A 21,179-nucleotide genomic window follows, 5' to 3' on the forward strand; every position below is an offset into this window, starting at 1 on the left:
CGCACGGCGGGTCAGCCGACCGTCGCCGTGCGCGGGCCGCCGCCGGTGCTCGCCGCGGCCTCGGGGGCCTCGGCCTGCCGCTCGCGCCGGTCGCGGCGGAGCTCCAGCAGTCCGAGCACGAGTCCCAGGACGGTGACCGCGGCCCCGGCGACGGTGGTCCAGCGCACTCCGGCGGTGTCGACGACCCGTCCGCCGAGCCACGAGCCGCCCGCGTTGGCGAGCTGGAAGGCGGAGATGTTGACCGCCAGCGCGAGGGTGGGCGCACCGGCCGCGGCGCCGAGGATGCGGGTCTGCAGGCCGGGGATGATGGAGAAGGCCGCCGCTCCGAAGACGAAGACCAGGACGGCGGTCACGATCTGCGCCGACGCCGTGGCGCCGAACAGCAGCAGGATCCCGGTCAGCGCCGCGAGCAGCGCGCACAGGGCGGGCATCAGCGACCGGTCGGCCAGCTTGCCGCCGAGCACGGTGCCGACGACGGACCCCACGCCGAACACGATGAGCAGCACCGTCACGGCGCCCGTGGAGAAGTGGGTCACGTCGGTGAGCAGCGGGGCTATGTAGGTGAAGACGGTGCCGAAGCCGGCGCTGCCGAGCACCGTCATCGCGATGGCGATCTGGACGCGCCGGTTGCCGAGGACCTTCAGCTCGGACGCGGCTCCGCCGCCGGTCGCCGGGGCGGGGCGGACGACCGCGGCGACGAGGAGCGTGGCCAGCGTGGTGATGCCGGCGACGGCCCAGAAGGTGGCGCGCCAGCCGTGGCTCTCGCCGATGAAGGTGCCCAGCGGCACGCCCAGGACGGTGGCGAGGTTGAGCCCGAGCGACACCTTGGCCACCGCCGAGCCCGACTGGCCCTCGGGGACCATCGAGACGGCGAGCATGATGCCGACGGCGACGAAGGTGCTGTGGACCAGGGCCGCGACGACGCGGGCGACGACCACGACCCAGTACGCGGGGGCGACCGCGGCGAGCACATTGCCCGCGATGAAGACGCCCATGAGCAGCAGCATCAGGGTCTTCCGCTCGATGCGCGCGGTGGCGATGGTGATGATCGGTCCGCCGATGACGACGCCCAACGCGTAGGCGGTGACCAGGAGTCCGGCGGTGGGGATGTCGACCCCGAGGTCGTCGGAGAGGCCGGGCAGGATGCCGGCGATCACGTACTCGGAGGTGCCGACGCCGAAGACGCACAGCATCAGCGCGAAGAGGGGGAAGGGCATGGTGGTCCCTGGGATGTGAGACGGCCCGGCGGGCCGGGGTGCGGGTGGGGACGGGTGGCGCTCACCGTAATGCAAGGCGCATGCATTTCAAAATACTTGACAAGTCATACATTGTGAATGAGTGTGTGTCGCGGCGGACCGATCGCCATGCGAGCCGGACGCTCCCAGCGCCTTGAAACCGCGGCCTGTCGAGCACGCGGAACCGGCCGGTCCCGTCGTCCGCCGCCCCCCCCCCGCCGCCCTTCCTACGTACGAGGTGTGCTCCCATGACCCCTTCCGACGTCCTGCGGTCCCGTGTCAGCGGGTCGCGGTCCAGTGACGGCGCCGCGCAGGAGCCGTCCGGGCTCTTCACCTTCAGCCAGCAGGTCGACTCCTGGGTCGTACGGACGGCCAAGCCCGTCAGTTACGAGATCCGCTTCGTCGACGACGTGCTCGACCCCTCCAGCTCCGACCTCGTCGAGGCGGGCTCCCGGGGCGCGACGGGCGGGGACGCCGCCCCCGTGCGGCGCTTCGTCGTCGTCGACGCCCGTGTCGACCTGCTGCACGGCGACCGGATCCGCGCCTACTTCGACCACCACAAGGTGGAGCACCGGATCTGCGTCGTGCCGGCCGACGAGTCGGTCAAGGCCTTCGACACCGCGGCGCACATCATCCGGGAGATCGACGACTTCGGCATCGCGCGCCGCCACGAGCCCGTCGTCGTCATCGGCGGCGGCGTCCTCATGGACATCGTCGGCCTGGTGAGCAGCCTCTATCGGCGGGGCACCCCGTTCGTCCGGGTCCCCACCACGCTCATCGGCCTGGTGGACGCCGGAGTCGGGGCCAAGACCGGCGTCAACTTCAACGGGCACAAGAACCGTCTGGGCACCTACTTCCCGGCCGACCTGACGCTGCTCGACCGCTGCTTCCTCAACACCCTCGACCGACGGCACATCAGCAACGGCCTCGCGGAGATCCTCAAGATCGCGCTGATCAAGGACGGCGGCCTCTTCCAGCTCCTGGAACGCCACGGCGGCCTGCTGCTGGAGGAGAAGTTCCAGGGCCTGTCCTCCACCGGCGAGCTGGCCGGGGCCGAGACCCTGCGCCGTGCCATCCACGGCATGCTCGAAGAGCTCCAGCCCAACCTCTGGGAGGCCCAGCTGGAGCGGGTCGTCGACTACGGCCACACCTTCAGCCCCACCGTCGAGATGCGCGCGCTGCCCGAACTGCTGCACGGCGAGGCCGTCTGCGTCGACATGGCCCTCACCACCGTCCTCGCCCAGCACCGCGGACTGGTGAGCGAGACCGACCGGGACCGGATCCTCGCCACCATGCGGGCCCTCGAACTGCCCAGCTGGAACGACCTGCTGACGGGGGAGATCCTCGCGGACGCGCTCCAGGACACCGTGCGCCACCGCGACGGGCAGCAGCGCCTGCCGCTGCCCGTCGGCATCGGCGGCGCCACCTTCGTCAACGACGTGACCGCCCTGGAACTCGCCTCCGCCGTCGAGGACCTGCGCGCGCTCCAGGACGCGGGCCGGACCGCCGAGCGGGGGACCCGATGACCACGGCCGTCACGGACACCGCGGCCGCCGGCGACACCGCGGCGGCCGCCGCGGAACCCCGGCACGTCCTGCTGGCCGACGTCACCGCCCCGGCGGACGTGCACGGCGTGCACGGCGCCGCGGGACTCTCGCACTGGAAGTGCCTGGCCGGGCGCCACGACCTGACCGGGGAGTGGGAGGCCGTCGAGTGGGCCAGCATCCCGCCGGGCGGAGTCAGCGGCGAACACCGGCACACCCGCACCGAGGAGCTGTACTTCCTCCTGTCCGGCGAAGGGGAGATGTACCTCGACGGCACCCCCCACCCCGTGTCCGCGGGCTCCCTGATCCTCACCGGCCTGGGCACCGTCCACGGCCTGGTGAACACCGGCACCACCCGACTGGACTGGCTGGTCGCCGAGATCCGCTCCCCGCACACCAGCGGCGCCCTCCGGGGCCGCACCACGAACCCGTCCGGCGACGCCCCCCGCCGGCGGACGGAGGAAGAGGCCGACGTGAACGCCCGGATCCACCGGCTCGGCGACGAGCAGCGCATCGACCCCACCACCTTCCTCACCGGACCACTGCGGCTGATCGAGACCGTGACCGTCGCCGACGGCGAGAGCCTCGACCTCGCCGCCACCGGGACCGAACACACCGTCTTCGTCCTCTCCGGCAGCGGCACCGCCGTCTCCGGCGACAGCGAGGCGCCGCTCGGCCCCGGAGTGTCGGTGACCCTGCCCCGGGGCACGTCCGCCCGGATCCGCGCGGACCGCTCCGGCGCCGCCGACGGCGAACCGGGCGGGCTCCGGCTCTTCCACGCCGAACTCTCCCTCACCACGGCCGCCGTGGAGGAGGCGTGATCGTCACCGGGACCGGCACCCCCACCCGCGCCCTGGGGCCCGCCGGAGCCGCCGCGCCGACCTGGCGCTGCCTCGCGCGGCGCGGCATGCTGCACAGCGAGTGCGAGACCTTCGACCACGTCGTCCTGCCGCCCGGCCGGACCAGCCGCCACGACGACCCGGGCGTCGAGCAGGCCGTCCACGTCCTGCGGGGCACCGCGGCGCTGCGGCTCGGCGGGACGGCCCGGCGGCTCGACGCGGACGACGTGGTGCTCGTCCCGGCCGGGACCGGAGCCCTCGTCGAGGCCGGACCCGACGGAGCGGAACTCCTCGTCCTGCGCGTCCTGTCCAAGGACGCGCACACCGCGCTGCCGCCGCGCGTACCCGAACTCCCCCCGCGCGAGCGCGCGATCGGGAACACGACCCCCGGCCCCCAGGAGCGTGTCGCATGACCCGGGACAGCACGGGGGAGCGGACGGCCGGCTGGCCGACCGGCACGATGCGCGCCGCCGCCGTGGCCTCCCCGCACACCACCCGGCTCCTCGAGATGCCGATACCCGACCCCGCCCCCGGCGAGGTGCTCGTGGCCCCGCTGCGCGTCGGCCTCTGCGGCACCGACCTGGAGCTGCTGCACGGCACCGCGACCTACGTGCGGGACGGCCGCGCCCCGTACCCCCACGTCTTCGGCCACGAGTGGGTCGGCCGCGTGGTCGCGGTGGCACCGGGAGCCACCGGTGCCGGCGCCGCGGACGCCCGGATCGCCGTCGGGGACCGGGTGGTCGGCCACACCATGATCAGCTGCGGTGACTGCCGGGCCTGCCACCGGGGGCGCCGCAACGAGTGCGGACGCCTGCGCGAGGTCGGCCTGTACGGACAGCAGGGCGCCGCCGCCCAGTACCTGAGGATGCCCGCCCACGCCCTCAGCGTCGTCCCCGAGGACGTCACGGACGAGGCGGCGATGCTCGTGGAGCCGGCCGTCACCGTCCTGGAGGGCCTGCGGCGGGCGCACTGCGCCCCCGGCGACCGGGCGCTCGTCATCGGCACCGGCACCATCGGCCTGCTGGCCGTCCAGCTCACCGCCGGCCTGGCCGGATCCGTCGAGGTCGTCGGCGTCGACGACTCCGGACTCGCCACGGCCCGGCGCATGGGCGCGCGCCGCACCTTCCGGCCCGGCGAGGCACCGGCCGGCTACTACGACGTCGTCGTCGAGGCGTCCGGCGCGACCAGCGCGTTCCACGAAGCGCTCCGCACCACCGCGGTCGGCGGCCGGATCGCCGCCGTCGGCGTCGCGTCGGAGGCCGTGGACGGCGTCGACCTGGGCGACCTCGTCCTGCGGGGCATCACCGTGCACGGCATCCGGCACGGGCTCGACCAGTACGACCGCGTCCTGAAGCTCTTCGGCGACGGGGCCCTCACCGCGGACGGGATGATCGCCGGCGTCCTGCGGCTGGACCAGGCGGACGAGGCCTTCCGGCTGCTCCAGGACTCCGGGCGCACCGCGCCCAAGGTGGCGCTCGACCCGAGCGCCCCCGCCGACGGCGAGGACGGCTCCCGGTCCGAGCCGCGGGCACCGGCGCGGAGCGCCGCCTGACGCCGCGCCCCACCCCTGCCCCGCACCCGCACACCCACCAAGGACGAAGGACACCCATGCCCAGGCCCATCAGCCTCATCACCGGCGCCAGCTCCGGCATCGGAGCGGAGACCGCCCGCGCGCTGGCCGCCGCAGGCCACGACGTGATCGTCGGGTACGGAGGCAACGAACGGGCGGCCAAGGAACTCGCCGCCGAACTCGCCGCAGGACACGGTGTCGAGGCGACCCCCGTCGCCTTCGACCTGGCCCGGCCCGCCACCGCCGCCGCACAGCTGCGCGCCGCCGTACGCGCCGCCGGCGGCATCGACGTCCTGGTCAACAACGCCGGGATCAACCGGCGTTCGCCCGCCGTCGACGAGGACCTGGAGTCCTGGTACCGCGTGCTGGACACCAACCTGACCAGCCCGTTCGCCCTGGCCCAGGAGGCCGCGCGGACGATGATCGCCCAGGGCAGGGGCGGGCGGATCGTCAACGTCACCAGCGTGCACGAGCACATCCCGATCAGCGGCGGCAGCACCTACTGCGTCGCCAAGAGCGGCCTCGGGATGCTGACCAAGGTCATGGCGATGGAACTCGCCGCGCACGGCATCACCGTGAACTCCGTCGCCCCCGGCGAGACCGCGACCCCCATGAACGGCGTGCCCGCGGGCCACCCCGCCACCGCCATCGCACGGCCCGCCATCCCGGCCGGCCGTCCGGGCGGCCCCCACGAGGTGGCGGCGTTCATCGCCCACCTGGTGTCGGACGGGGCCGCCTACACCACCGGCACCTCGCTCGTCGTCGACGGCGGCCTCAGCCTCGTCGCGGCGGAGGCCAACGCCGCCCACGCCGGCCGGCTCTGAACCGGGCCGCGCCGCACCCCGGCGGAGCCCCCGCACCTCTCCGAAGCCCTTCCCGTCCCCCGAAGCAACGTAAGGAACGCATCCAGGTGAACCCCGCCCCCTCCGCCGCCGCGGAACTCCAGGCCACCGGCATACCCACCGCGCGGAACGTCGACCACCACGCCTTCACGGTCCCCGACCTCGACCAGGCCGTCCGCTTCTTCGTCGACGTCCTCGGCGCCCAGGAGCTCTACGTCCTCGGTCCGGTCCGCGACGACGGCGACTGGATGACCCGGCAGCTCGCCGTCCACCCGCGCGCCAGCGCCAGGATCGCGCTGCTGCGGCTCGGCGACACCAACATCGAGCTCTTCGAGTACACCGCCCCGGAGCAGCGCACCGAGCTGCCGCGCAACAGCGACGTCGGCGGCCACCACCTCGCCATCGGCGTGGCCGACATCGACCGGGCCGTCGCCCACCTCCGCGAGGTGCCGGGCGTCGTCGTGCAGGGCGACGTCCAGCACATCGCCGAGGGCCCGATCGCGGGCAACCGCTGGGTCTACTTCCGCGCCCCGTGGGGCCTGCAGATGGAGCTCCAGCAGGTCGCCGAGGAGCTGCCCTACGAGAAGGAGACCGGGGCGCGCCTCTACCGGCCCGCCGCCGACCCCTCGCTGCCCGAGCCCGGCCTGCCCACCGCCCTCGGCGTCGACCACGTCTGCTACACCGTGCCCGACCTCGACCAGGCCCTCGACTTCTTCACCGGCGTCCTCGGCGGCGAACTGCTCTACCGCGTCGACATCGCCGCGGAGGCCGACTACTGCGGCCGCCAGCTCGACGTCCCCCAGGACATCGAGGTCGACGCCGCCATGGTCCGCCTGGGTCCGGTCACCAACGTCGAGCTCTTCCAGTACACCGTCGCCGACCAGCGCACCGAGCTGCCGCGCAACAGCGACGTCGGCGGCCACCACCTGGCCTTCTACGTGGACGACGTCGAAGCCGCCGCGGCCTGGCTCCGCACGGTGCCCGGGGTCGAGGTGCTCGGCGAGCCGCAGCTCATCGAGGACGGCGGCCCCATCCACGGCGACCGCTGGGTCTACTTCCGCGCCCCGTGGGGCCTCCAGATGGAGGTCCTCAACATGCCCGACGGAATGCCCTACGAGCAGCACACCAGCTCCCGTCGCTTCGGCCCGAGCCCGTCCTGGAACCACCGCTGAGCGGTCACCCCCCACCGACCCGCCCGCGTGCGCACACCCGCACGCGGAGACCTGGAGAAAGGCCCCCATGCGCTGGGACGACATACACATCGCCGGACTCGGCACCCACCTCCCCGCTCCCGCGAGCGCGGAGCGGGCACGGGACGAAGGCCGCTACCCGGCCGACGAGTTCGAGGAGAACCAGCTGGTGTCCGCGCTGGAGTCGGACGACCTGGGCGCGGTCGACATGGCCGTCGCCGCCGGCCGGCAGGCCATGGCCCGCAGCGCCGTCGCGGCCGACGACATCGCTCTGGTCCTGCACGCGAGCATGTACCACCAGGGCGAGGACTTCTGGACCCCCGCCTCCTACGTGCAGCGGCACACCGTCGCGGGCACGGCACCCGCCATCCACATCGACCACGCCTCCAACAGCGGCATGGCCGCCCTGGAACTGGGCGCCTCCTGGCTGAACGGCCGCGACGGCGCCGCCGCGGCCCTCCTCACCACGGGCGACCGCTACGCCCCGCCCGGCTTCGACCGCTGGCACAGCGACAGCGGCCAGGTCTTCGCCGACGGAGCGACCGCGCTCGTCCTCAACCGCGGCGCCGGCTTCGCCCGGCTCGTGGCCAGCAACTCCACCTCCGACCCGGAGCTGGAGGACGCCTACCGCGACGTCGACCGCGGCTTCACGCCGGTGCCCCACGCCGACGGCAAGCCCCTGGACCTGCGGGGCCGCAAGCGCCGCTACATGAAGCGGGTCGGCCACGACTTCGTCGTCGAACGGCTCGTGAAGGGCCTCTTGGCCAACACGGAGCGGACCTTCGCCGAGGCCGACACCTCCATGGACCAGATCGCCCGGGTCGTCGTCCCCAACGTCGGCCGGGAGCTGCTCGAATGGGAGTTCCTCGCCCCGTACAAGATCGACGTGAACCGCACGGTGTGGGACTGGGGCCGGCACACCTGCCACATCGGCGGCGGCGACCAGTTCGCGGGGCTGACGTACCTCCTGGAGTCGGGGCAGCTCCGCCGCGGCGACCAGGTGCTCGTCGTCGGCGTCGGCGTCGGCTTCAGCTGGACCACCGCGGTGGTCACGGTGGACGAGGTCCCCGACTGGTCCGGTCCGGACGCCGGGACCCTCCGGGTGCTCGACGCGGCCTGATCCGCCGGCCCGCGCGGGGCGGGCGCGGGACGCGGCGTCGCCGCCCGCCCCGCGCCCGCACCCCCGCACCCACCACCACGGCACGGAACAAGCATCGGAGGGGAAGACATGCGCTGGTCAGGGATGTACATCGACGCGGTGTCCGCCGTGCTCGGCGAACCGGTCGACAGCGCGCGGGCCGTCGCCGAAGGGCGCTTCAGCGCCGAGGAGGCCGCCCGCACCCGGCAGCGGGCGGCCCGCGTCAGCGACCGCCCCGCCCCCGACCTGGCGATCGACGCGGCCCGGCTGGCGCTCGACCGGGCGGGCCGGGACCCCCGGGACATCGGCCTGCTCATCCACGCCGGATGCTTCCACCAGGGCATCAGCTTCGCCAACACCGCCGCCTACGTCCAGCGGGGGGCGCTCGGCCACGGCGAGGCCATGGCCTTCGAGCTGCGCCAGATGTCCAACGGCGGCATGGCCGCGCTCGAACTGGCCGCGGCGCACCTGAGCGCCGTGCCCGAGGTCACCGCGGCGCTGCTCACCACCGCGGACCGGTTCGCCGAACCGCGCTTCCCCCGGTGGACGGCGGACCGGGGACTGGTCTTCGGCGACGGGGGCACCGCCGCGGTGCTCTCGCGGACCCCCGGCCGGCTGCGGCTCGTGGCCACCGCGACCCACTCCGAGCCGTCCCTCGAGGGCCTGCACCGGGGCGACGACCTCCACCACCCGCCCGCCGATCCGGCGGCACCGCTCGACCTGGTGGCGCGCAAGCGGGTCTTCCTGGAGGGCACGCCGCTCGCCGAGACCATCGCCCGCAACGAGGCGGGCATGCTCACGGCCGTCAAGCGCTGCACCGAGGACGCCGGGTGCGACGTCGCCGACATGGCGGCCGTCGTGGTGCCGTTCTTCGGGGCCGACCTGTCGCACAAGCAGTGCATCGGCCCGCTCGGCGTCCCCGAGGAGCGCACGCTCCTGGAGTACGGGCTCGGGGTGGGGCACCTCGGCCCCGGCGACCAGTTCGCGGGCCTCAGCCACCTCCTGGAGACCGGCCGGATCGACACGGGCGACCGGGTCCTCCTGGTGGGCGTGGGCGCCGGGTTCGTCTGGACCTGCGCGGTCGTCGAGGTGACCGGAGGCGCGGGCGCCGGAGCGGACGCGGAGGCCGGCCGTGACTGACGACCACCGGCCGTTCCACGTCCTGCTCGGCCCGGACGGCGCCGGCAAGTCCACGGTCATCGCCGAGGTCGCCGCCCGGCTGCCCGACTGGCGGATCCTCTCCACCGACCACGACCTCCTCGGCCCCGGGCACGACCTCGTCGGCGCGCTGCGCCGGCACGTCGTCGACGACGTCCTGCCGCACCTCGGCACCCGCTACTCCGCCGACTTCCTGGCCAGCCTCCTGCAGACCGCCGTGGTCCACCTCAGGGACGAACTGGCGCGGCACGACGGCGGACCGCTGCTCATGGACTCCTACTACTACAAGATCCTCGCGAAATGCCGGCTGGCGGGGATACGGAACCACCCCATGTACGCCTGGTGGCGCTCCTTCCCGAAGCCCCGCGCGGTCGTCTTCCTCGACGTCTCGCCCGCGTCCGCCTGGCGGCGCTCGGGCGACGGCGCGCGGCTCAACCCGCTGGAGTACTCCGGCGATCGCCCCGATTGGCTGGGCTTCGAGAGCTACCAGACGAGTCTTCGCAAACTGATGCTGGAAGAGGTGCGGGACGTGCCCGTGACGATCATCGGGGAACAGCCGAGCGCGGCCAGGGCCGCCGACGCCGTGGTGGAGGTGATCGCACCGTGACCGCGCACGCCGGGCCCACCGGGTCCACCTCCGGGACGGGCGACGCGACCGGCTGGGCGGCCCCCGGGCACGCCGAGCGCTACCGCGAGCGGGTCTTCGCCGAACGCGCCCGGCTGGCCGCCGCCCTCGGCGACATGCGGGGACGGCAGCACGACGTCCTCACCGACCTGCTCGACTTCAACTCCGGCACCGAGTTCGGCAAGCGGCACGACTTCGGCCGGATCCGCGACATCGACGACTTCCGCAAGGCCGTCCCCGTCCAGGACTACGCCGCGCACGCCCCGCTCATCGAGCGGATGGCGGCCGGCGAGCCGAACCTCCTCTCGGCCGACCAGCCGGTCGTCTACTTCACCAGCAGCGGAAGCACCGGCGCCCACAAGAAGATCCCGGTCACCCGGCGGTTCATGCGCACCACGTTCTTCCCCTTCTACTACGCGGCCTGGGCCCCGCTCGTCGAGAACCACCCCGACGTCGCGCAGCGGCCCGACGCCGTCCTCAACCTCAAGCACGACCCGCTGGCCACCCCGCCCACCACGTCCGGCGGCCGGCCCCACGTCGGCGCCAGCCAGGTGGACTTCGGCGCGAAGTTCGGCGAGCCGCTCTCGGCCGAGCTGGGCACCGCCGCGCCCTGGGGCACCCTTCCCGTGGACGTCGCCCCCGACGACCACCTGGAGAAGGCCTACCTGCGGCTGCGGCTCGCCGTCCAGAGCGACGTGCGCTGTCTCATCGGCATCAACCCGGCGATGATCGCGGCCGTGCCGTACCAGCTCGGCCTGTGGGGGGAGCGGATCGTCAAGGAGGTCCGCGACGGGACGCTGGGCGGCGTGCCGCACGGCGACCCGGATCCGGCGCGGGCCGCCGAACTGGAGCGCCTGGCAGCCTACTTCGACACCCTGTCCCCGGCCCAGGTGTGGCCGAGGATCCGGGCCCTGTTCGGCTGGACGACCGGCGTCGCCTCCCTCTACCTGCCGACCCTGCGCCACCGCTTCGGCGCCGGGGTGGCGGCCCTGCCGGCCCCGGTGGCGGCGTCCGAGGGGCCGGTCGGGGTGCCGCTGGACCGGCACGGATCGGCGGGCAGCCTGGTGGTCACCGCCTCCGCGTACGAGTTCGTGGACGCCGACGCCGACCTCACGCCCGACGTCGAGACGCTGCTGCCGCACGAGCTGGAGGCGGGACGCGAGTACCACGTGCTCTTCAGCCACGTCGGCGGCCTCTACCGGTACGCCGTGGGCGACGTCGTACGGGTCGTGGACATGCCCGGCGGCGTCCCCCGGGTCGCCTACGCGGGCCGGGCCAACCGGTCCGACGCGGCCGGGGAGCGGCTGCGCGAGTCCCAGGTCGTACGGGCCCTGCGCGACGCTCTGGACGCCACCGGCCTCGACCTCGTCAACGTCGCCTGCCGGACCGAGCGCACCTCCGGGGCGAGCGCACCGCACTACGTCTTCGCCGTCTCCCCGGCCACCCCCTGGCAGGACGCCGAGGCGGGCCGCTTCACGACCCTCCTGGACGAGGCCCTGACGCGGGAGTCCGCCGACTACGCCAGGGCCCGCACCGACCGCCGCCTGGCGGCCCCGGCGCTCCGCCTCCTCGACCGGGACGCCTTCCAGCGGGACTGGCACGCCGCGGTGGCCACCGGCATCCGCCCCACCCAGGTCAAGGACCGCCTGTTCCGCCAGGACACCACGCTCTGGCGCCGGCTGACGGGCACCGCCTGACGGCCGGGCCGCGAGCCGCCCCGGCGCACCGCACCGCCCCTCCCCGCACCCGCCCGACACCCACGCCCAAGGAGAGCCCCGATGACCGAACTGCTCAACCCGGTGGAGCGGACAGCCCTGCTCACCGCGGCGCTCCGGTCCGCCGAGACCCGGCGGGAGGACCGGCTCTACGAGGACCCGTACGCCGCCCGCCTCTGCGGTGACGCCGGACCCGAGCTGCTCGCCGAGGTGCGGGCCGCGACGTTCCCGCCCGACCGGCCCCGCTCGCTGCCCAGCACCCCGGACTACAACGCCATCCGCACCCGCTTCTTCGACGACTTCCTGCACGGCGCCGCGCAGGACCCGGAGATGACGCAGATCGTCCTCGCACCCTCCGGCATGGACTCCCGCGCCTACCGGATGGAATGGCCCGACCACATCCGCTACTTCGAGGTCGACCGGCCCGCCGTCCTGGAGTTCAAGGCCGACCGGCTCCGGGGCGTCGCCCCGCGCGTGGCACACCGCTCCGTGGCCGTCGACCTCACCGACGACGACTGGGAGAGCCGGCTCGTGGACAGCGGGTACGACCCCGCGCTGCCGTCCACCTGGCTGCTCGAAGGTCTGCTCTACTACATCCCGGAAGCCGACACGCACCGCATGCTGGAGCGCGTGGCCGCCGTCTCCGCGCCCGGCAGCCTCGTCGCGGCCGACCTGGTCAACGAGGCCGCGCTGACGCTGCCCCACATGCGCGGGCTGCTCGACGTCTTCGCCGGCTGGGGCTGCCCCTGGCTGTTCGGCAGCGACGAGCCCGAGGCGCTCTTCGACCGGTACGGATTCGACGTCACCGCCGTCCAGCCCGGCGAGCCCGGCGCGGACTTCGGGCGCTGGCCCGACCCGGTACCGCCGCGCGACGTCAAGGACGTGCGCCGGGTCTTCTTCGTCCACGGGCGGCGGCGTTGACCGCTCCGGAGACCACCGCCGCTCCCGCGGTCGTCGCGGGCGGCAGCATCGCGGGACTCGCCACCGCCCTGGCCCTCGCCGAACGCGGCGTCCCGGTCCGGGTCCTGGAGCGGTCCGACCCGCCCCCGGAGGGCCCGCCGGCCAAGGCCGCCGACCTCTGGGAGCGCCCCACCACCCCGCAGAGCCTCCACTCGCACATCCTCACCTCGCTCGGGGTCCGCGTCCTGCGCGAGTCCGCCCCGCGGCTCCTGGAGAGCGCCCTGGCGGAAGGCGCGCGGCTCCTGGACCTGACGGAGGCCGCGCCCGCCGGGCCGCGCGAACCGGGCGACGACGACCTCGTGGCCCTCGCCGTACGCCGTACGTTCCTCGAACTGCTGCTGTACCGCGCGGTCCGCGACCTGCCGGGCGTCACCCTCGACCACGGGACGACGGTGCGCGGCCTGCTCCTCGATCCGTCCCGGTCCCGCGTCACGGGCGTCGTGACCGACCTCGGCGAGCGGCTGCCCGCGCGGTTCGTGGTGGACGCCACGGGCCGCCGGGCCTCCTCCCTCGCCTGGCTGACGGACGCTGGAATCCCCGTGGGCGAAGACCTCACCGCCCCCACCGAGCTGCGCGGCTTCACCCGCTTCTACCGGCTGGACGCGCCCGGCGACGCGCTGCCCGGGCCGCTGAACCGGGGCAACGCCGCCGGCGGCATCTGGGACCACTACGCGGCCGTCGTCCACCTCGCCGACAACCGCACCTTCGCGATCGCCGTCGGGGCGCCGACGGCCGACCCGGCGACGAACCTCCTGCGCACCACCGCCGGGTTCACCGCCGCAGCCCGGCTGTCACCCCACGTGGCACGGTGGACGGACGAGCGGCTCGTGACGCCCCTGAGCGGCGTACGGGCCATCACCATGCCCCCGAACGTCCTGCGCTCCACCGCCCGTCCCGGCCGGTGGCAGGTGGCCGGCCTGTTCCCCGTCGGGGACGCCGCCTGCGTCACCGACCCGCTGTACGGACGCGGCATGTCGCTCGCCCTCCAGCACGCCTTCGCGCTGGCGGAGCTGCTCCGGGCGCACCCGGAGCCCGGAGCGGAACAGAGCGAGCGGGCCGTACGGCTCGCCGAGGCCATCCACCGTCCCTGGTTCGAACAGGCCGCCCACGACAGCAGGGCGCGCGCCCGGCTGTGGCGGTCCCGCGTCGAGGGCGCTCCGCCCCCGCCGGTGCCGCCCGTCGTGCCCGGCCGCCCCGCCCTGGCCCGGATCGCGGGAGCCGCCGCCGGCGACCCCGCGGTGTGGCGGGGTCTGACCCGGGTCCTGATGGGCCTGAACACGCCCGCGGAGGTCTTCGACTCGGCCGCCTTCAGGGAGCGCGTGGGCCTCGCCGGCGCCGACGGCGCCGCCGTCCCGGCCGGGCTCCGGCCCCCGACCCGCGCGGACCTGCTGGCCGCCCTGAGCCCGGGGGAGCGTCACTGATGACCGCCACCCGAACGACCGCCGTCCGGGCGGCCGGTGGACGACCCGCCGGGGAACGACCGGAAGCCGGCGCGCGCCGCAGGGTGCTGCTGGCCCCGGTCACGGTCACCCCGTCCAAGCCGCTGACGCCCAGTCACCTCAAGGGGCTGCTCTGGGCGGACGTGATGCACCGGGCCACGGAGCCGTCCGCCGACGTCACGTTCCGCTACAGCCCCACCACGTACCACCTCACCGAACAGACCCTGGGGTTCTGGGAGTTCCTCGACCGGACCGTGGGGGACGCCGACTACGCGAACCTGTCCGAGACGGACATCGGAGAGCTGTACGTCCGTCACCGCGCCGAGGACCGGACCGTCACCGCCGACGCCCTGCGCCCCTACCGGGAGGCCGCCGAGAGCGACGGGTTCGTCCACCCGGCCGGCGCACGCGTGCTGCGGCTGTGGGCCGGGCACTACGAGCGGCTCGGTCTGCGCGACCCCGGACTGCTCGCGCACCAGCCCCCGGAATTCGGCCTGGAGGAGATGATCGGGGACCTGCTCGCGGACGGGCTGGGCATCGACCAGCGGGACGTGGGCGGCCCGGTGTACCTCGACGCCACCCGGTACGGCCTGCCCCTGCGGCGGATCGTCACCGCCGACGGACGCCCCAACTACCTCGCCTGCGCCCTGCGCGAGCTCCTGCCGCTCGCACCCCGCTACGACGAGGTCGTCGTCCTGTACGACCGGGAACTCGACCCCGACTACCGGCTCCTGGAGCGCGTACTGGCCCACAAGGGGCCCACCGTGCACCGGGTGCCCATCGGCCGGGTGCCCATCGACGGGACGATCACCTCCGCCCGGCACGGCGGCTGGCACGACCACACCGTGGACGCCCTGCTGGACTCCCTCGCCGACGCCGATCCGGCGGCGCTCCGGCTCGGCATGAGGCTGTACTTCATCGCCGTGCTCGGACCGGGGCAGCAGGAGTCCTTCCGGCACGACCTGCTGCGCAAGAGCGTGGCCCGCGCCGAGCAGCTGCTGGACCGTGCCGGACGGGAGCCGGACGCGGACCCCGACGCCCTGTCGGCACTGCTCCGGCGGCACCGGCGCGGACACGCCCACGTCGATCCCTACCGGCTCACCTCGTCCCTGCTGACCCGGCGCGGACCTGCCCCGGCCCGCTCCCTGCTCACCACGGTGTCGCCATGAACCTCAGCACCCTCCACTCCCTCCGCGCCCTGCGCGCGCACGGCGTGCCCGGAGCCCGGTCCGGGCACCCGCTCCCGACCCTGACCGGCGGCCTCGGCCCCGAACGGCTGCTCGCCGTCGCCGCCGGTCGGCTGCGCGACGCCCGGCCCGACCTGGCCGCGCGCTTCGACCTGACCACCCTCCACGGCCTCCTGGACGCCCGGGCCGCCCTGGCCGCCGAGGAGGATCCCGCCGGGGGCGTCCTGGCCGTCGTCGTCGTGGACCGCTTCCGCCTCCCGGAATGGGTGGCCGAGACCTGCCGCTTCGCGCTGTCGCTGCCGGAGGAGCGCGCCGAGCCGTGGCGGCGGGCCTTCACCCGCACCCTCTTCCTCACCGGCCGGCCGGGCAACCTCACCGAGCGGTTCGCCTTCGACCACGTGGCCGAGGACGGCTCCGCCGCCTGGTGCGGACCCGCCCCCGGCGCGGCCACCACCGCCCTGCGCCGCATGCTCAAGACGTTCAGCGGCACCCGGGAGCTCTCCGCGTGGCCCCCCGTGACCGTCGAGGTGCCCGCCCCGGGCGGCACCGTCCGCCCGCCCGTCCACCGCGACCTGTACGTCGCCACGGCCCGGGTCACCGTCTCCGAACTGCTGGTGCAGGTGAACCACCTCGTCGTCGAGGCGGTCCTGGACGGGCTGATCGCCCCCGGGGACCGGCTGACCCTGCGCCCCGTCCCCCGGCTGACCGGGACGACCGTCCCGTACGCCGCCCTGCGCGTCGACACCGACCCCCACGGCCCCCGTGGACTCCGTGCCTACGCCGGACTCACCGAAGAGAGCTGACCATGCCCCACACCCCGCCCACCGCCACGGTCGACGGGACCGGCCCCCGGACCGCCGCGCGCCCCGTCCGCCTCGGCATCCACGGCGCCCCGCACCTCGCCACCCGCATCATCACGGCCGCCGGCCACCGCCCGGAGGAGGTGGAGTTCGTCCCCTACGACGTGGCCGAACCGTTCCGCCCGCTGCGGGAGGGCGCCGTGGACGTCATGATCGTCAAATACGTCCTCCAGGAGCCGGACATCGCCGTCGGCGACCCGGTGGCCTTCGACGACCGCGCGCTGATCGTCGGCGCCGACCACCCCCTCGCGGACCGCGCCTCGGTCTCCGTCGAGGAGGCCGCTCCCTACGACGCCTTCTCCTGCCCCGGCGACTTCCCCCCGTACGTCTGGGACCTGGTGGTGCCGCCGCACACCCCCCGTGGCACCCCGATCCGCCGCGTCCACCCGATGACCACGGTGGAGGGCATGGTCGAGGTCCTCCGCACCACGCGGGCCGTCCACCTGTCGTTCGCGTCGCTCGAAGCGGTGCTGCCGCCCGACATCAGGGCCGTCCCCCTGCACGACCTGCCGCCCGCCCCCGTCGCCCTGGCCCGGCTGCGCGACGCGGAGCTCCCGCCGCCCGCCGCCGCCCTCGTGGCCGACGCCGAACGGGAGGCCCGGCGATGACCCCCGCACGGCCCGGCGCCCTCCCCGTCGTCCTGCTGCACGCCCTGCCCCTCGGTTCCGCCATGTGGCGGGCCCAGGCGGAAGCGCTGCGCGCCCGGGGCCACACGGTCCTGACACCCGACCAGCGCGGTTTCGGCACCGTCCCGCTGGGCACCGCGCCGCCCTCGCTCGACACCGTGGCCGACGACCTCGCCGCCCTCCTCGACGCGCACGGCATACGGGAGGTGGCGCTCGCCGGCTGCTCGATGGGCGGCTACACGGCGATGGCCTTCCTGCGCCGCCACCCCGGCCGGGTCCGCGCCCTCGCCCTGTTCGCCACCCGGGCCGCCGCGGACACGCCGGAGACGGCGGCCGAACGCCGGAGGTTCGCCGACCTGATGCTCGACGACACGCTCCGCGACCAGGTGGTGCGCCGCACCACCCCCTCGCTCCTCGGCTCCGGCACCCGGGACCGCCGACCGGACCTGGTGGAAGAGGTCCTGACGATGGCGAAGGCGGCCGCGCCCGAGGCGGTGGCCTGGGCACAGCGCGCCATCGCGGCGCGCCCGGACTCCACGTCCGTCCTGCGCGCCACCGACGTACCCGCCCTCGTGGTGACCGGGGCGGAGGACGAACTCGTCACCGCGCGGGAGGCGGCGACCACCTGCGACGCCCTGCCGCGCGGACGGCTCGTCACGGTGCCGGACGCGGGCCATCTCCAGCCGCTGGAGGCACCGGACCGGGTCACCGGCCTCCTCACCGCACTGCTCGACGACGCCGCGACCGCCGCCACGGCGGACCGGACCAGGGAGGACACATGCTGACGAAGGACCACGCGGCCTGGGGGCACGCGGCCTCGACCGGCCTCGGCTTCACCCATGAGGAGATCATCGACGCGCACTTCGCCGCGTGCGCGCCGCAGTACCAGGCGGCACTCGACCAGGTGGGCGTCCGTTCCGGCTGGCACGTGCTCGACGCGGGCTGCGGCAGCGGCGCCTTCCTGCCCTGGCTGTCCGACCTGGTCGGCCCCGACGGCCGGGTGTCCGCGATCGACCTCGCCGAGGAGAACGCGGCGCTCGCCGCCGAACGGATGCGCGCGAGCCGTTCCTTCTGCGCCTTCGACGTCCGGCAGGGCGACGTGCTCGACCTCCCCTACGCGGACGACTCCTTCGACGCCGTCTGGTGCGCCAACACCACCCAGTACCTCGACGACGACGAACTCGCGCGGGCACTGCGGGAGTTCCGCCGGGTCGTCAGGCCGGGAGGGGTCGTGGCCGTCAAGGACCTGGACGCCTCGCTCATCACCGTGCGCCCGGGAGACCCCTTCCTGTTCACGGACTTCTTCCGGTACGCCGCCCGCACCCCCGGCTACGCGCGCCAGCTGCTGCGCACCCGCCGGCTGCACGCCGCGTTCGACGCGGCGGGGCTGGCGTCGGTGCGGCAGCAGACGATGCTGATCGAGCACCACGCCCCGCTGGAACCGGCGGCCCTGGAGTTCTACACGCGCGCGTGCGCCAGCATCGCCCGGCAGGCGGTCGACGCGGGGTTCCCCGGCGACTGGGAGCCCTTCCTCGACCCGGACGCGCCGTCCCACCCGCTGCGCCGGCCGCACGGCTACATCAGCGAGGGAAACACCGTCGCCGTGGGTGTCGTCCCGGTGAGCGCCTGATCACCAGCACGGCGTCCGCGCGGCGGTTCAGGCCGACTGGAGCGCCGCCGGCTGCGGCTGCGCGTCGATGACCCGGTCCAGAATGCCCCGCGAGGACCGCAGGTCGTCGATGGCCCGGGTGATCCGCTCCCGCTCCTGCCGCAGCTGCGCCACCAGGTCCGGGCACAACGGCACGAGCTCCTCGTTCTCCGTGCGCACGCAGGGGAGCACCCTCGCGATCGTCTCCGTCGTCAGCCCCGCGGTGAGCAGCATGCGCACGCGCCGCACCGTCTCGACGTCCTGCTCGCAGTAGACGCGGTAGCCGTTGGGAAGCCGGGTGGGGGTGAGCAGGCCCTGCTGTTCGTAGTAGCGCAACAGGCGCTCGCTCACGCCCGTCTGACGCGCCATCTCTCCCATGCGCATGGAACGTCCTCCTCGCTCGCTTGACTCTCACACTGATGTCAGACTTTAGCGTCTCCCCATGAGAAAAAGCTCCGTGATCCTCACCGCGCTGTGCGTCTCCGTCTTCGTGGTCGGAACCTCCGAGTACCTCATCGCCGGCCTCCTTCCCCAGGTGGCCGGGGACCTCGGGGTCTCGGTGGGGGCCGCAGGACAGACCGTCACCGCGTACGGCCTGGGTGTGGTCGTCGGCGGCCCCGTCGTGACCCTGCTGACCGCGCGCATGCCCCGCAAGGGCCTCGCGCTCTCGCTGATGCTGCTCTTCGCGGTGGGCAGCGCGGTCAGCGCGTTCGCCGGTTCGTACGAGGTGCTGCTGCTCGGCCGCGTCCTGTCGTCCTTCAGCCACGCGGCGTTCTTCGCCCTCTCCCTGGTGGTCGCCAGCAAGGTCGTCCCGGCGGAGAAGGTGGGCCGGGCGACCGCCGCCGTCGTCTCGGGCCTGACCGTGGCGACCCTCCTCGGCGTACCGCTGGGCGCGCTGCTCGGCGAGCGGACCAACTGGCGGACGCCCTTCGTCGTCCTCACCGTCCTGACGCTGCTCGGCACCGCGCTCCTGGCGGCCGTCCTGCCGCGCCAGGCCGCCGAATCGGCGGGCGCCCGCGCCGAGATCCGGGTCATGGCACAGCGCCCGGTGCTGCTCGCGATCGCCACCACCGCGGTCGGCTTCGCCGGCGTCGCCACCGTCTTCACCTATGTCGCGCCCCTGCTCACCGAGGTCACCGGCTTCGCCGCGTTCGTCGTCTCCGTGCTGCTGCTCGCCTACGGCGCGGGCAGCTTCCTCGGCAACATCATCGCGGGCCGGCTCACCGACCGGGCCCCCGCGGCCACCCTGCGCGGCGTCTTCGCCGCGTTGGCCCTGCTCCTGGCCTGCACCCCCTTCGCCGTGACCTGGAAGCCGACCGCCGTCCTCGCCGTCCTGCTGCTGGGCCTGCTGGCCACCGCGACCATCGCTCCCCTTCAGGGCCTGATCCTGCGGCACGCCCAGGAGGCGCCGACGCTGGCCGTCTCCGTCAACGTGGGCGCCTTCCAGCTGGCCACCGCCATGGGCTCGGCCGTCGGAGGCGTCATCGTCGCGGCGGGTGCGCTGCGCTGGACCGGACTGGCCGGCGCGGTGCTCAGCGCCCTCGGCCTCGTCATCTCCGTCTACGCGCTGCCCCGGAAGTCGGGGGCCGCGAAGGACGGGGCATCCGAGGCCGCGACCTCCCCGACCCCCACCACCGTCTGATCCCCCCAAGAGATCCCCGAGAGAACCACAAGGAGTTCCTGTCATGCGTGCGGTACAGATCGACGTCCACGGCGGACCCGAGGCCCTCGTCGTCCGGGAGGTCCCGGACCCGCAGTGCGGTGAGGGCCAGGTCCTGGTGCGCACCGTCGCGAGCACCCTCAACCCGGTCGACTGGAAGACCCGGGCCTGGGACGTGGGCCCGGCCCTGCCGGCGACCCTGGGCTGGGACCTGGCGGGCGTCGTCGTCGCCAGCGGGTCGCCGGAGTTCGCCGTGGGCGACCGGGTCATCGCGATGTCGGCGCAGGTCGCCACCGGGCGCGGCACCTGGGCCGAGCTCGTCGCCCTTCCCGAGCACCTGCTGACCCCCGCGCCGAAGAGCCTCGCGCTGGTGGAGGCCGCCACGCTGCCGCTCGCCGGGACCACCGCCGTACAGGCGCTGGACAAGCTGCGGCTCCAGCGGGGCGACCGCCTGCTCGTCACGGGCGCCGCGGGGGCGGTGGGCGGCCTCGCCGTCCAGCTCGCCCGGCAGGCCGGAGTGGAGGTCGACGGGCTCGTCTCCCGGCCGGAACACGTCGAGCCGGTACGGGAGCTGGGCGCCGGGACGGTCACGCACCTGGTGAGCGACCTGCCCGAGCGGGCGTACGACGCGGTGTTCGACACGGCGGGCGTGGACGTCACCGCGGCGCTCGTCGAGGGCGGCGGCTACGTCTCGGTCTCCGACGAGCCGCTGCCGGACGTGCCGGGCGCCGCCAAGAGCTATGTCCAGGAGAGTGCCAAGGACCTCGCGGCCCTCGTGGAGCTGGTGGACGCGGGCCGGCTGCGGGTGCGGGTGGCCGAGTACCACCCGGTGTCGGAGGTGCGCACCGCGCACGAGCGCTTCGAGGCGGGCGGCCTGAGCGGCAAGGTGGTGCTGCTCTTCTGATCCCTCCGGACCGCACGGCCGGTCCCGGCGGGCGGGGTC

The 21,179-nt window shown here is 74.5% G+C and carries 21 protein-coding genes; 19 read left to right on the top strand and 2 right to left on the bottom strand.

Going from position 1 to position 21,179, the window contains the following annotated elements:
• Positions 1–11: 11 nt before the first annotated feature.
• A complete protein-coding gene (locus ABFY03_RS30850; protein WP_319008153.1) occupies positions 12–1,217 on the bottom strand; it encodes an MFS transporter in 1,206 nt (401 codons plus the stop codon).
• Positions 1,218–1,483: 266 nt separating this feature from the next.
• Here ABFY03_RS30850 and ABFY03_RS30855 point away from each other — a divergent pair, with 266 nt between their 5' ends.
• From ABFY03_RS30855 to ABFY03_RS30935, 17 genes are all read left to right on the top strand, one after another.
• Complete coding sequence (locus tag ABFY03_RS30855; RefSeq protein ID WP_346171351.1) at positions 1,484–2,761, top strand: sedoheptulose 7-phosphate cyclase; 1,278 nt, start codon at positions 1,484–1,486, stop codon at positions 2,759–2,761.
• The gene (locus ABFY03_RS30860; RefSeq protein ID WP_319008155.1) at positions 2,758–3,600 is read left to right on the top strand and encodes a cupin domain-containing protein; all 843 of its coding nucleotides are present in this window, start codon (positions 2,758–2,760) and stop codon (positions 3,598–3,600) included. The genes ABFY03_RS30855 and ABFY03_RS30860 overlap by 4 nt, the downstream gene beginning before the upstream one ends.
• Positions 3,597–4,031 (top strand): cupin domain-containing protein, encoded by a 435-nt coding sequence (locus tag ABFY03_RS30865; RefSeq protein WP_346171352.1) that lies wholly within the window; start codon positions 3,597–3,599, stop codon positions 4,029–4,031. Before ABFY03_RS30860 ends, ABFY03_RS30865 begins: the two co-directional genes overlap by 4 nt.
• The gene (locus ABFY03_RS30870) at positions 4,028–5,170 is read left to right on the top strand and encodes a zinc-dependent alcohol dehydrogenase (protein WP_346171353.1); all 1,143 of its coding nucleotides are present in this window, start codon (positions 4,028–4,030) and stop codon (positions 5,168–5,170) included. Before ABFY03_RS30865 ends, ABFY03_RS30870 begins: the two co-directional genes overlap by 4 nt.
• 56 nt (positions 5,171–5,226) lie before the next feature.
• Complete coding sequence (locus ABFY03_RS30875; protein WP_319008158.1) at positions 5,227–6,012, top strand: SDR family oxidoreductase; 786 nt, start codon at positions 5,227–5,229, stop codon at positions 6,010–6,012.
• 86 nt (positions 6,013–6,098) lie between these two features.
• Positions 6,099–7,202 (top strand): VOC family protein, encoded by a 1,104-nt coding sequence (locus tag ABFY03_RS30880; RefSeq protein ID WP_346171354.1) that lies wholly within the window; start codon positions 6,099–6,101, stop codon positions 7,200–7,202.
• Between the two features lie 67 nt (positions 7,203–7,269).
• The gene (locus tag ABFY03_RS30885) at positions 7,270–8,340 is read left to right on the top strand and encodes a ketoacyl-ACP synthase III family protein (protein ID WP_319008160.1); all 1,071 of its coding nucleotides are present in this window, start codon (positions 7,270–7,272) and stop codon (positions 8,338–8,340) included.
• A gap of 108 nt (positions 8,341–8,448) precedes the next feature.
• Positions 8,449–9,498 carry a ketoacyl-ACP synthase III family protein gene (locus tag ABFY03_RS30890; protein ID WP_346171355.1) on the top strand — a complete coding sequence of 350 codons (1,050 nt, stop codon included), beginning with the start codon at positions 8,449–8,451 and terminating at the stop codon, positions 9,496–9,498.
• Complete coding sequence (locus ABFY03_RS30895) at positions 9,491–10,123, top strand: hypothetical protein (protein WP_346171356.1); 633 nt, start codon at positions 9,491–9,493, stop codon at positions 10,121–10,123. The genes ABFY03_RS30890 and ABFY03_RS30895 overlap by 8 nt, the downstream gene beginning before the upstream one ends.
• Positions 10,120–11,838 carry a GH3 auxin-responsive promoter family protein gene (locus ABFY03_RS30900; RefSeq protein ID WP_487222186.1) on the top strand — a complete coding sequence of 573 codons (1,719 nt, stop codon included), beginning with the start codon at positions 10,120–10,122 and terminating at the stop codon, positions 11,836–11,838. The genes ABFY03_RS30895 and ABFY03_RS30900 overlap by 4 nt, the downstream gene beginning before the upstream one ends.
• A gap of 81 nt (positions 11,839–11,919) precedes the next feature.
• Positions 11,920–12,777 (top strand): SAM-dependent methyltransferase, encoded by an 858-nt coding sequence (locus ABFY03_RS30905; RefSeq protein ID WP_346171357.1) that lies wholly within the window; start codon positions 11,920–11,922, stop codon positions 12,775–12,777.
• Positions 12,774–14,237: an NAD(P)/FAD-dependent oxidoreductase gene (locus ABFY03_RS30910; protein ID WP_319008164.1), complete on the top strand. Its 1,464-nt coding sequence runs from the start codon at positions 12,774–12,776 to the stop codon at positions 14,235–14,237. Before ABFY03_RS30905 ends, ABFY03_RS30910 begins: the two co-directional genes overlap by 4 nt.
• A complete protein-coding gene (locus ABFY03_RS30915) occupies positions 14,237–15,424 on the top strand; it encodes a hypothetical protein (protein WP_319008165.1) in 1,188 nt (395 codons plus the stop codon). The genes ABFY03_RS30910 and ABFY03_RS30915 overlap by 1 nt, the downstream gene beginning before the upstream one ends.
• The gene (locus tag ABFY03_RS30920) at positions 15,421–16,245 is read left to right on the top strand and encodes a DUF6182 family protein (protein ID WP_319008166.1); all 825 of its coding nucleotides are present in this window, start codon (positions 15,421–15,423) and stop codon (positions 16,243–16,245) included. Before ABFY03_RS30915 ends, ABFY03_RS30920 begins: the two co-directional genes overlap by 4 nt.
• A 2-nt stretch (positions 16,246–16,247) precedes the next feature.
• Positions 16,248–16,910: a LysR family transcriptional regulator substrate-binding protein gene (locus tag ABFY03_RS30925; RefSeq protein WP_319008167.1), complete on the top strand. Its 663-nt coding sequence runs from the start codon at positions 16,248–16,250 to the stop codon at positions 16,908–16,910.
• The gene (locus ABFY03_RS30930; RefSeq protein WP_346171358.1) at positions 16,907–17,713 is read left to right on the top strand and encodes an alpha/beta fold hydrolase; all 807 of its coding nucleotides are present in this window, start codon (positions 16,907–16,909) and stop codon (positions 17,711–17,713) included. Before ABFY03_RS30925 ends, ABFY03_RS30930 begins: the two co-directional genes overlap by 4 nt.
• Positions 17,707–18,558, top strand: coding sequence for a class I SAM-dependent methyltransferase (locus tag ABFY03_RS30935; RefSeq protein WP_319008169.1), 852 nt, complete (start codon positions 17,707–17,709; stop codon positions 18,556–18,558). The genes ABFY03_RS30930 and ABFY03_RS30935 overlap by 7 nt, the downstream gene beginning before the upstream one ends.
• 27 nt (positions 18,559–18,585) lie before the next feature.
• Here ABFY03_RS30935 and ABFY03_RS30940 read toward each other — a convergent pair whose 3' ends face one another.
• Positions 18,586–18,960 carry a MerR family transcriptional regulator gene (locus tag ABFY03_RS30940; RefSeq protein ID WP_319008170.1) on the bottom strand — a complete coding sequence of 125 codons (375 nt, stop codon included), beginning with the start codon at positions 18,958–18,960 and terminating at the stop codon, positions 18,586–18,588.
• Positions 18,961–19,018: 58 nt separating this feature from the next.
• Here ABFY03_RS30940 and ABFY03_RS30945 point away from each other — a divergent pair, with 58 nt between their 5' ends.
• Entirely contained in the window at positions 19,019–20,218 is a 1,200-nt protein-coding gene (locus ABFY03_RS30945; protein WP_319008171.1) for an MFS transporter, read from the top strand.
• 43 nt (positions 20,219–20,261) lie between these two features.
• Positions 20,262–21,140, top strand: a complete 879-nt coding sequence (locus tag ABFY03_RS30950) for an NADP-dependent oxidoreductase (protein WP_319008172.1) — start codon at positions 20,262–20,264, stop codon at positions 21,138–21,140.
• Positions 21,141–21,179: the final 39 nt, after the last annotated feature.

This window comes from Streptomyces roseofulvus (assembly GCF_039534915.1).
Lineage (GTDB): Bacteria > Actinomycetota > Actinomycetes > Streptomycetales > Streptomycetaceae > Streptomyces > Streptomyces roseofulvus.

What these genes read in the sequence shown, in the direction of transcription:
- ABFY03_RS30850 (WP_319008153.1), bottom strand. Translation starts at nt 1,217, where the DNA reads ATGCCCTTCCCCCTCTTCGCGCTGATGCTGTGCGTCTTCGGCGTCGGC.
- ABFY03_RS30855 (WP_346171351.1), top strand. Translation starts at nt 1,484, where the DNA reads ATGACCCCTTCCGACGTCCTGCGGTCCCGTGTCAGCGGGTCGCGGTCC.
- ABFY03_RS30860 (WP_319008155.1), top strand. Translation starts at nt 2,758, where the DNA reads ATGACCACGGCCGTCACGGACACCGCGGCCGCCGGCGACACCGCGGCG.
- ABFY03_RS30870 (WP_346171353.1), top strand. Translation starts at nt 4,028, where the DNA reads ATGACCCGGGACAGCACGGGGGAGCGGACGGCCGGCTGGCCGACCGGC.
- ABFY03_RS30875 (WP_319008158.1), top strand. Translation starts at nt 5,227, where the DNA reads ATGCCCAGGCCCATCAGCCTCATCACCGGCGCCAGCTCCGGCATCGGA.
- ABFY03_RS30885 (WP_319008160.1), top strand. Translation starts at nt 7,270, where the DNA reads ATGCGCTGGGACGACATACACATCGCCGGACTCGGCACCCACCTCCCC.
- ABFY03_RS30890 (WP_346171355.1), top strand. Translation starts at nt 8,449, where the DNA reads ATGCGCTGGTCAGGGATGTACATCGACGCGGTGTCCGCCGTGCTCGGC.
- ABFY03_RS30905 (WP_346171357.1), top strand. Translation starts at nt 11,920, where the DNA reads ATGACCGAACTGCTCAACCCGGTGGAGCGGACAGCCCTGCTCACCGCG.
- ABFY03_RS30915 (WP_319008165.1), top strand. Translation starts at nt 14,237, where the DNA reads ATGACCGCCACCCGAACGACCGCCGTCCGGGCGGCCGGTGGACGACCC.
- ABFY03_RS30920 (WP_319008166.1), top strand. Translation starts at nt 15,421, where the DNA reads ATGAACCTCAGCACCCTCCACTCCCTCCGCGCCCTGCGCGCGCACGGC.
- ABFY03_RS30925 (WP_319008167.1), top strand. Translation starts at nt 16,248, where the DNA reads ATGCCCCACACCCCGCCCACCGCCACGGTCGACGGGACCGGCCCCCGG.
- ABFY03_RS30930 (WP_346171358.1), top strand. Translation starts at nt 16,907, where the DNA reads ATGACCCCCGCACGGCCCGGCGCCCTCCCCGTCGTCCTGCTGCACGCC.
- ABFY03_RS30935 (WP_319008169.1), top strand. Translation starts at nt 17,707, where the DNA reads ATGCTGACGAAGGACCACGCGGCCTGGGGGCACGCGGCCTCGACCGGC.
- ABFY03_RS30940 (WP_319008170.1), bottom strand. Translation starts at nt 18,960, where the DNA reads ATGCGCATGGGAGAGATGGCGCGTCAGACGGGCGTGAGCGAGCGCCTG.
- ABFY03_RS30945 (WP_319008171.1), top strand. Translation starts at nt 19,019, where the DNA reads ATGAGAAAAAGCTCCGTGATCCTCACCGCGCTGTGCGTCTCCGTCTTC.
- ABFY03_RS30950 (WP_319008172.1), top strand. Translation starts at nt 20,262, where the DNA reads ATGCGTGCGGTACAGATCGACGTCCACGGCGGACCCGAGGCCCTCGTC.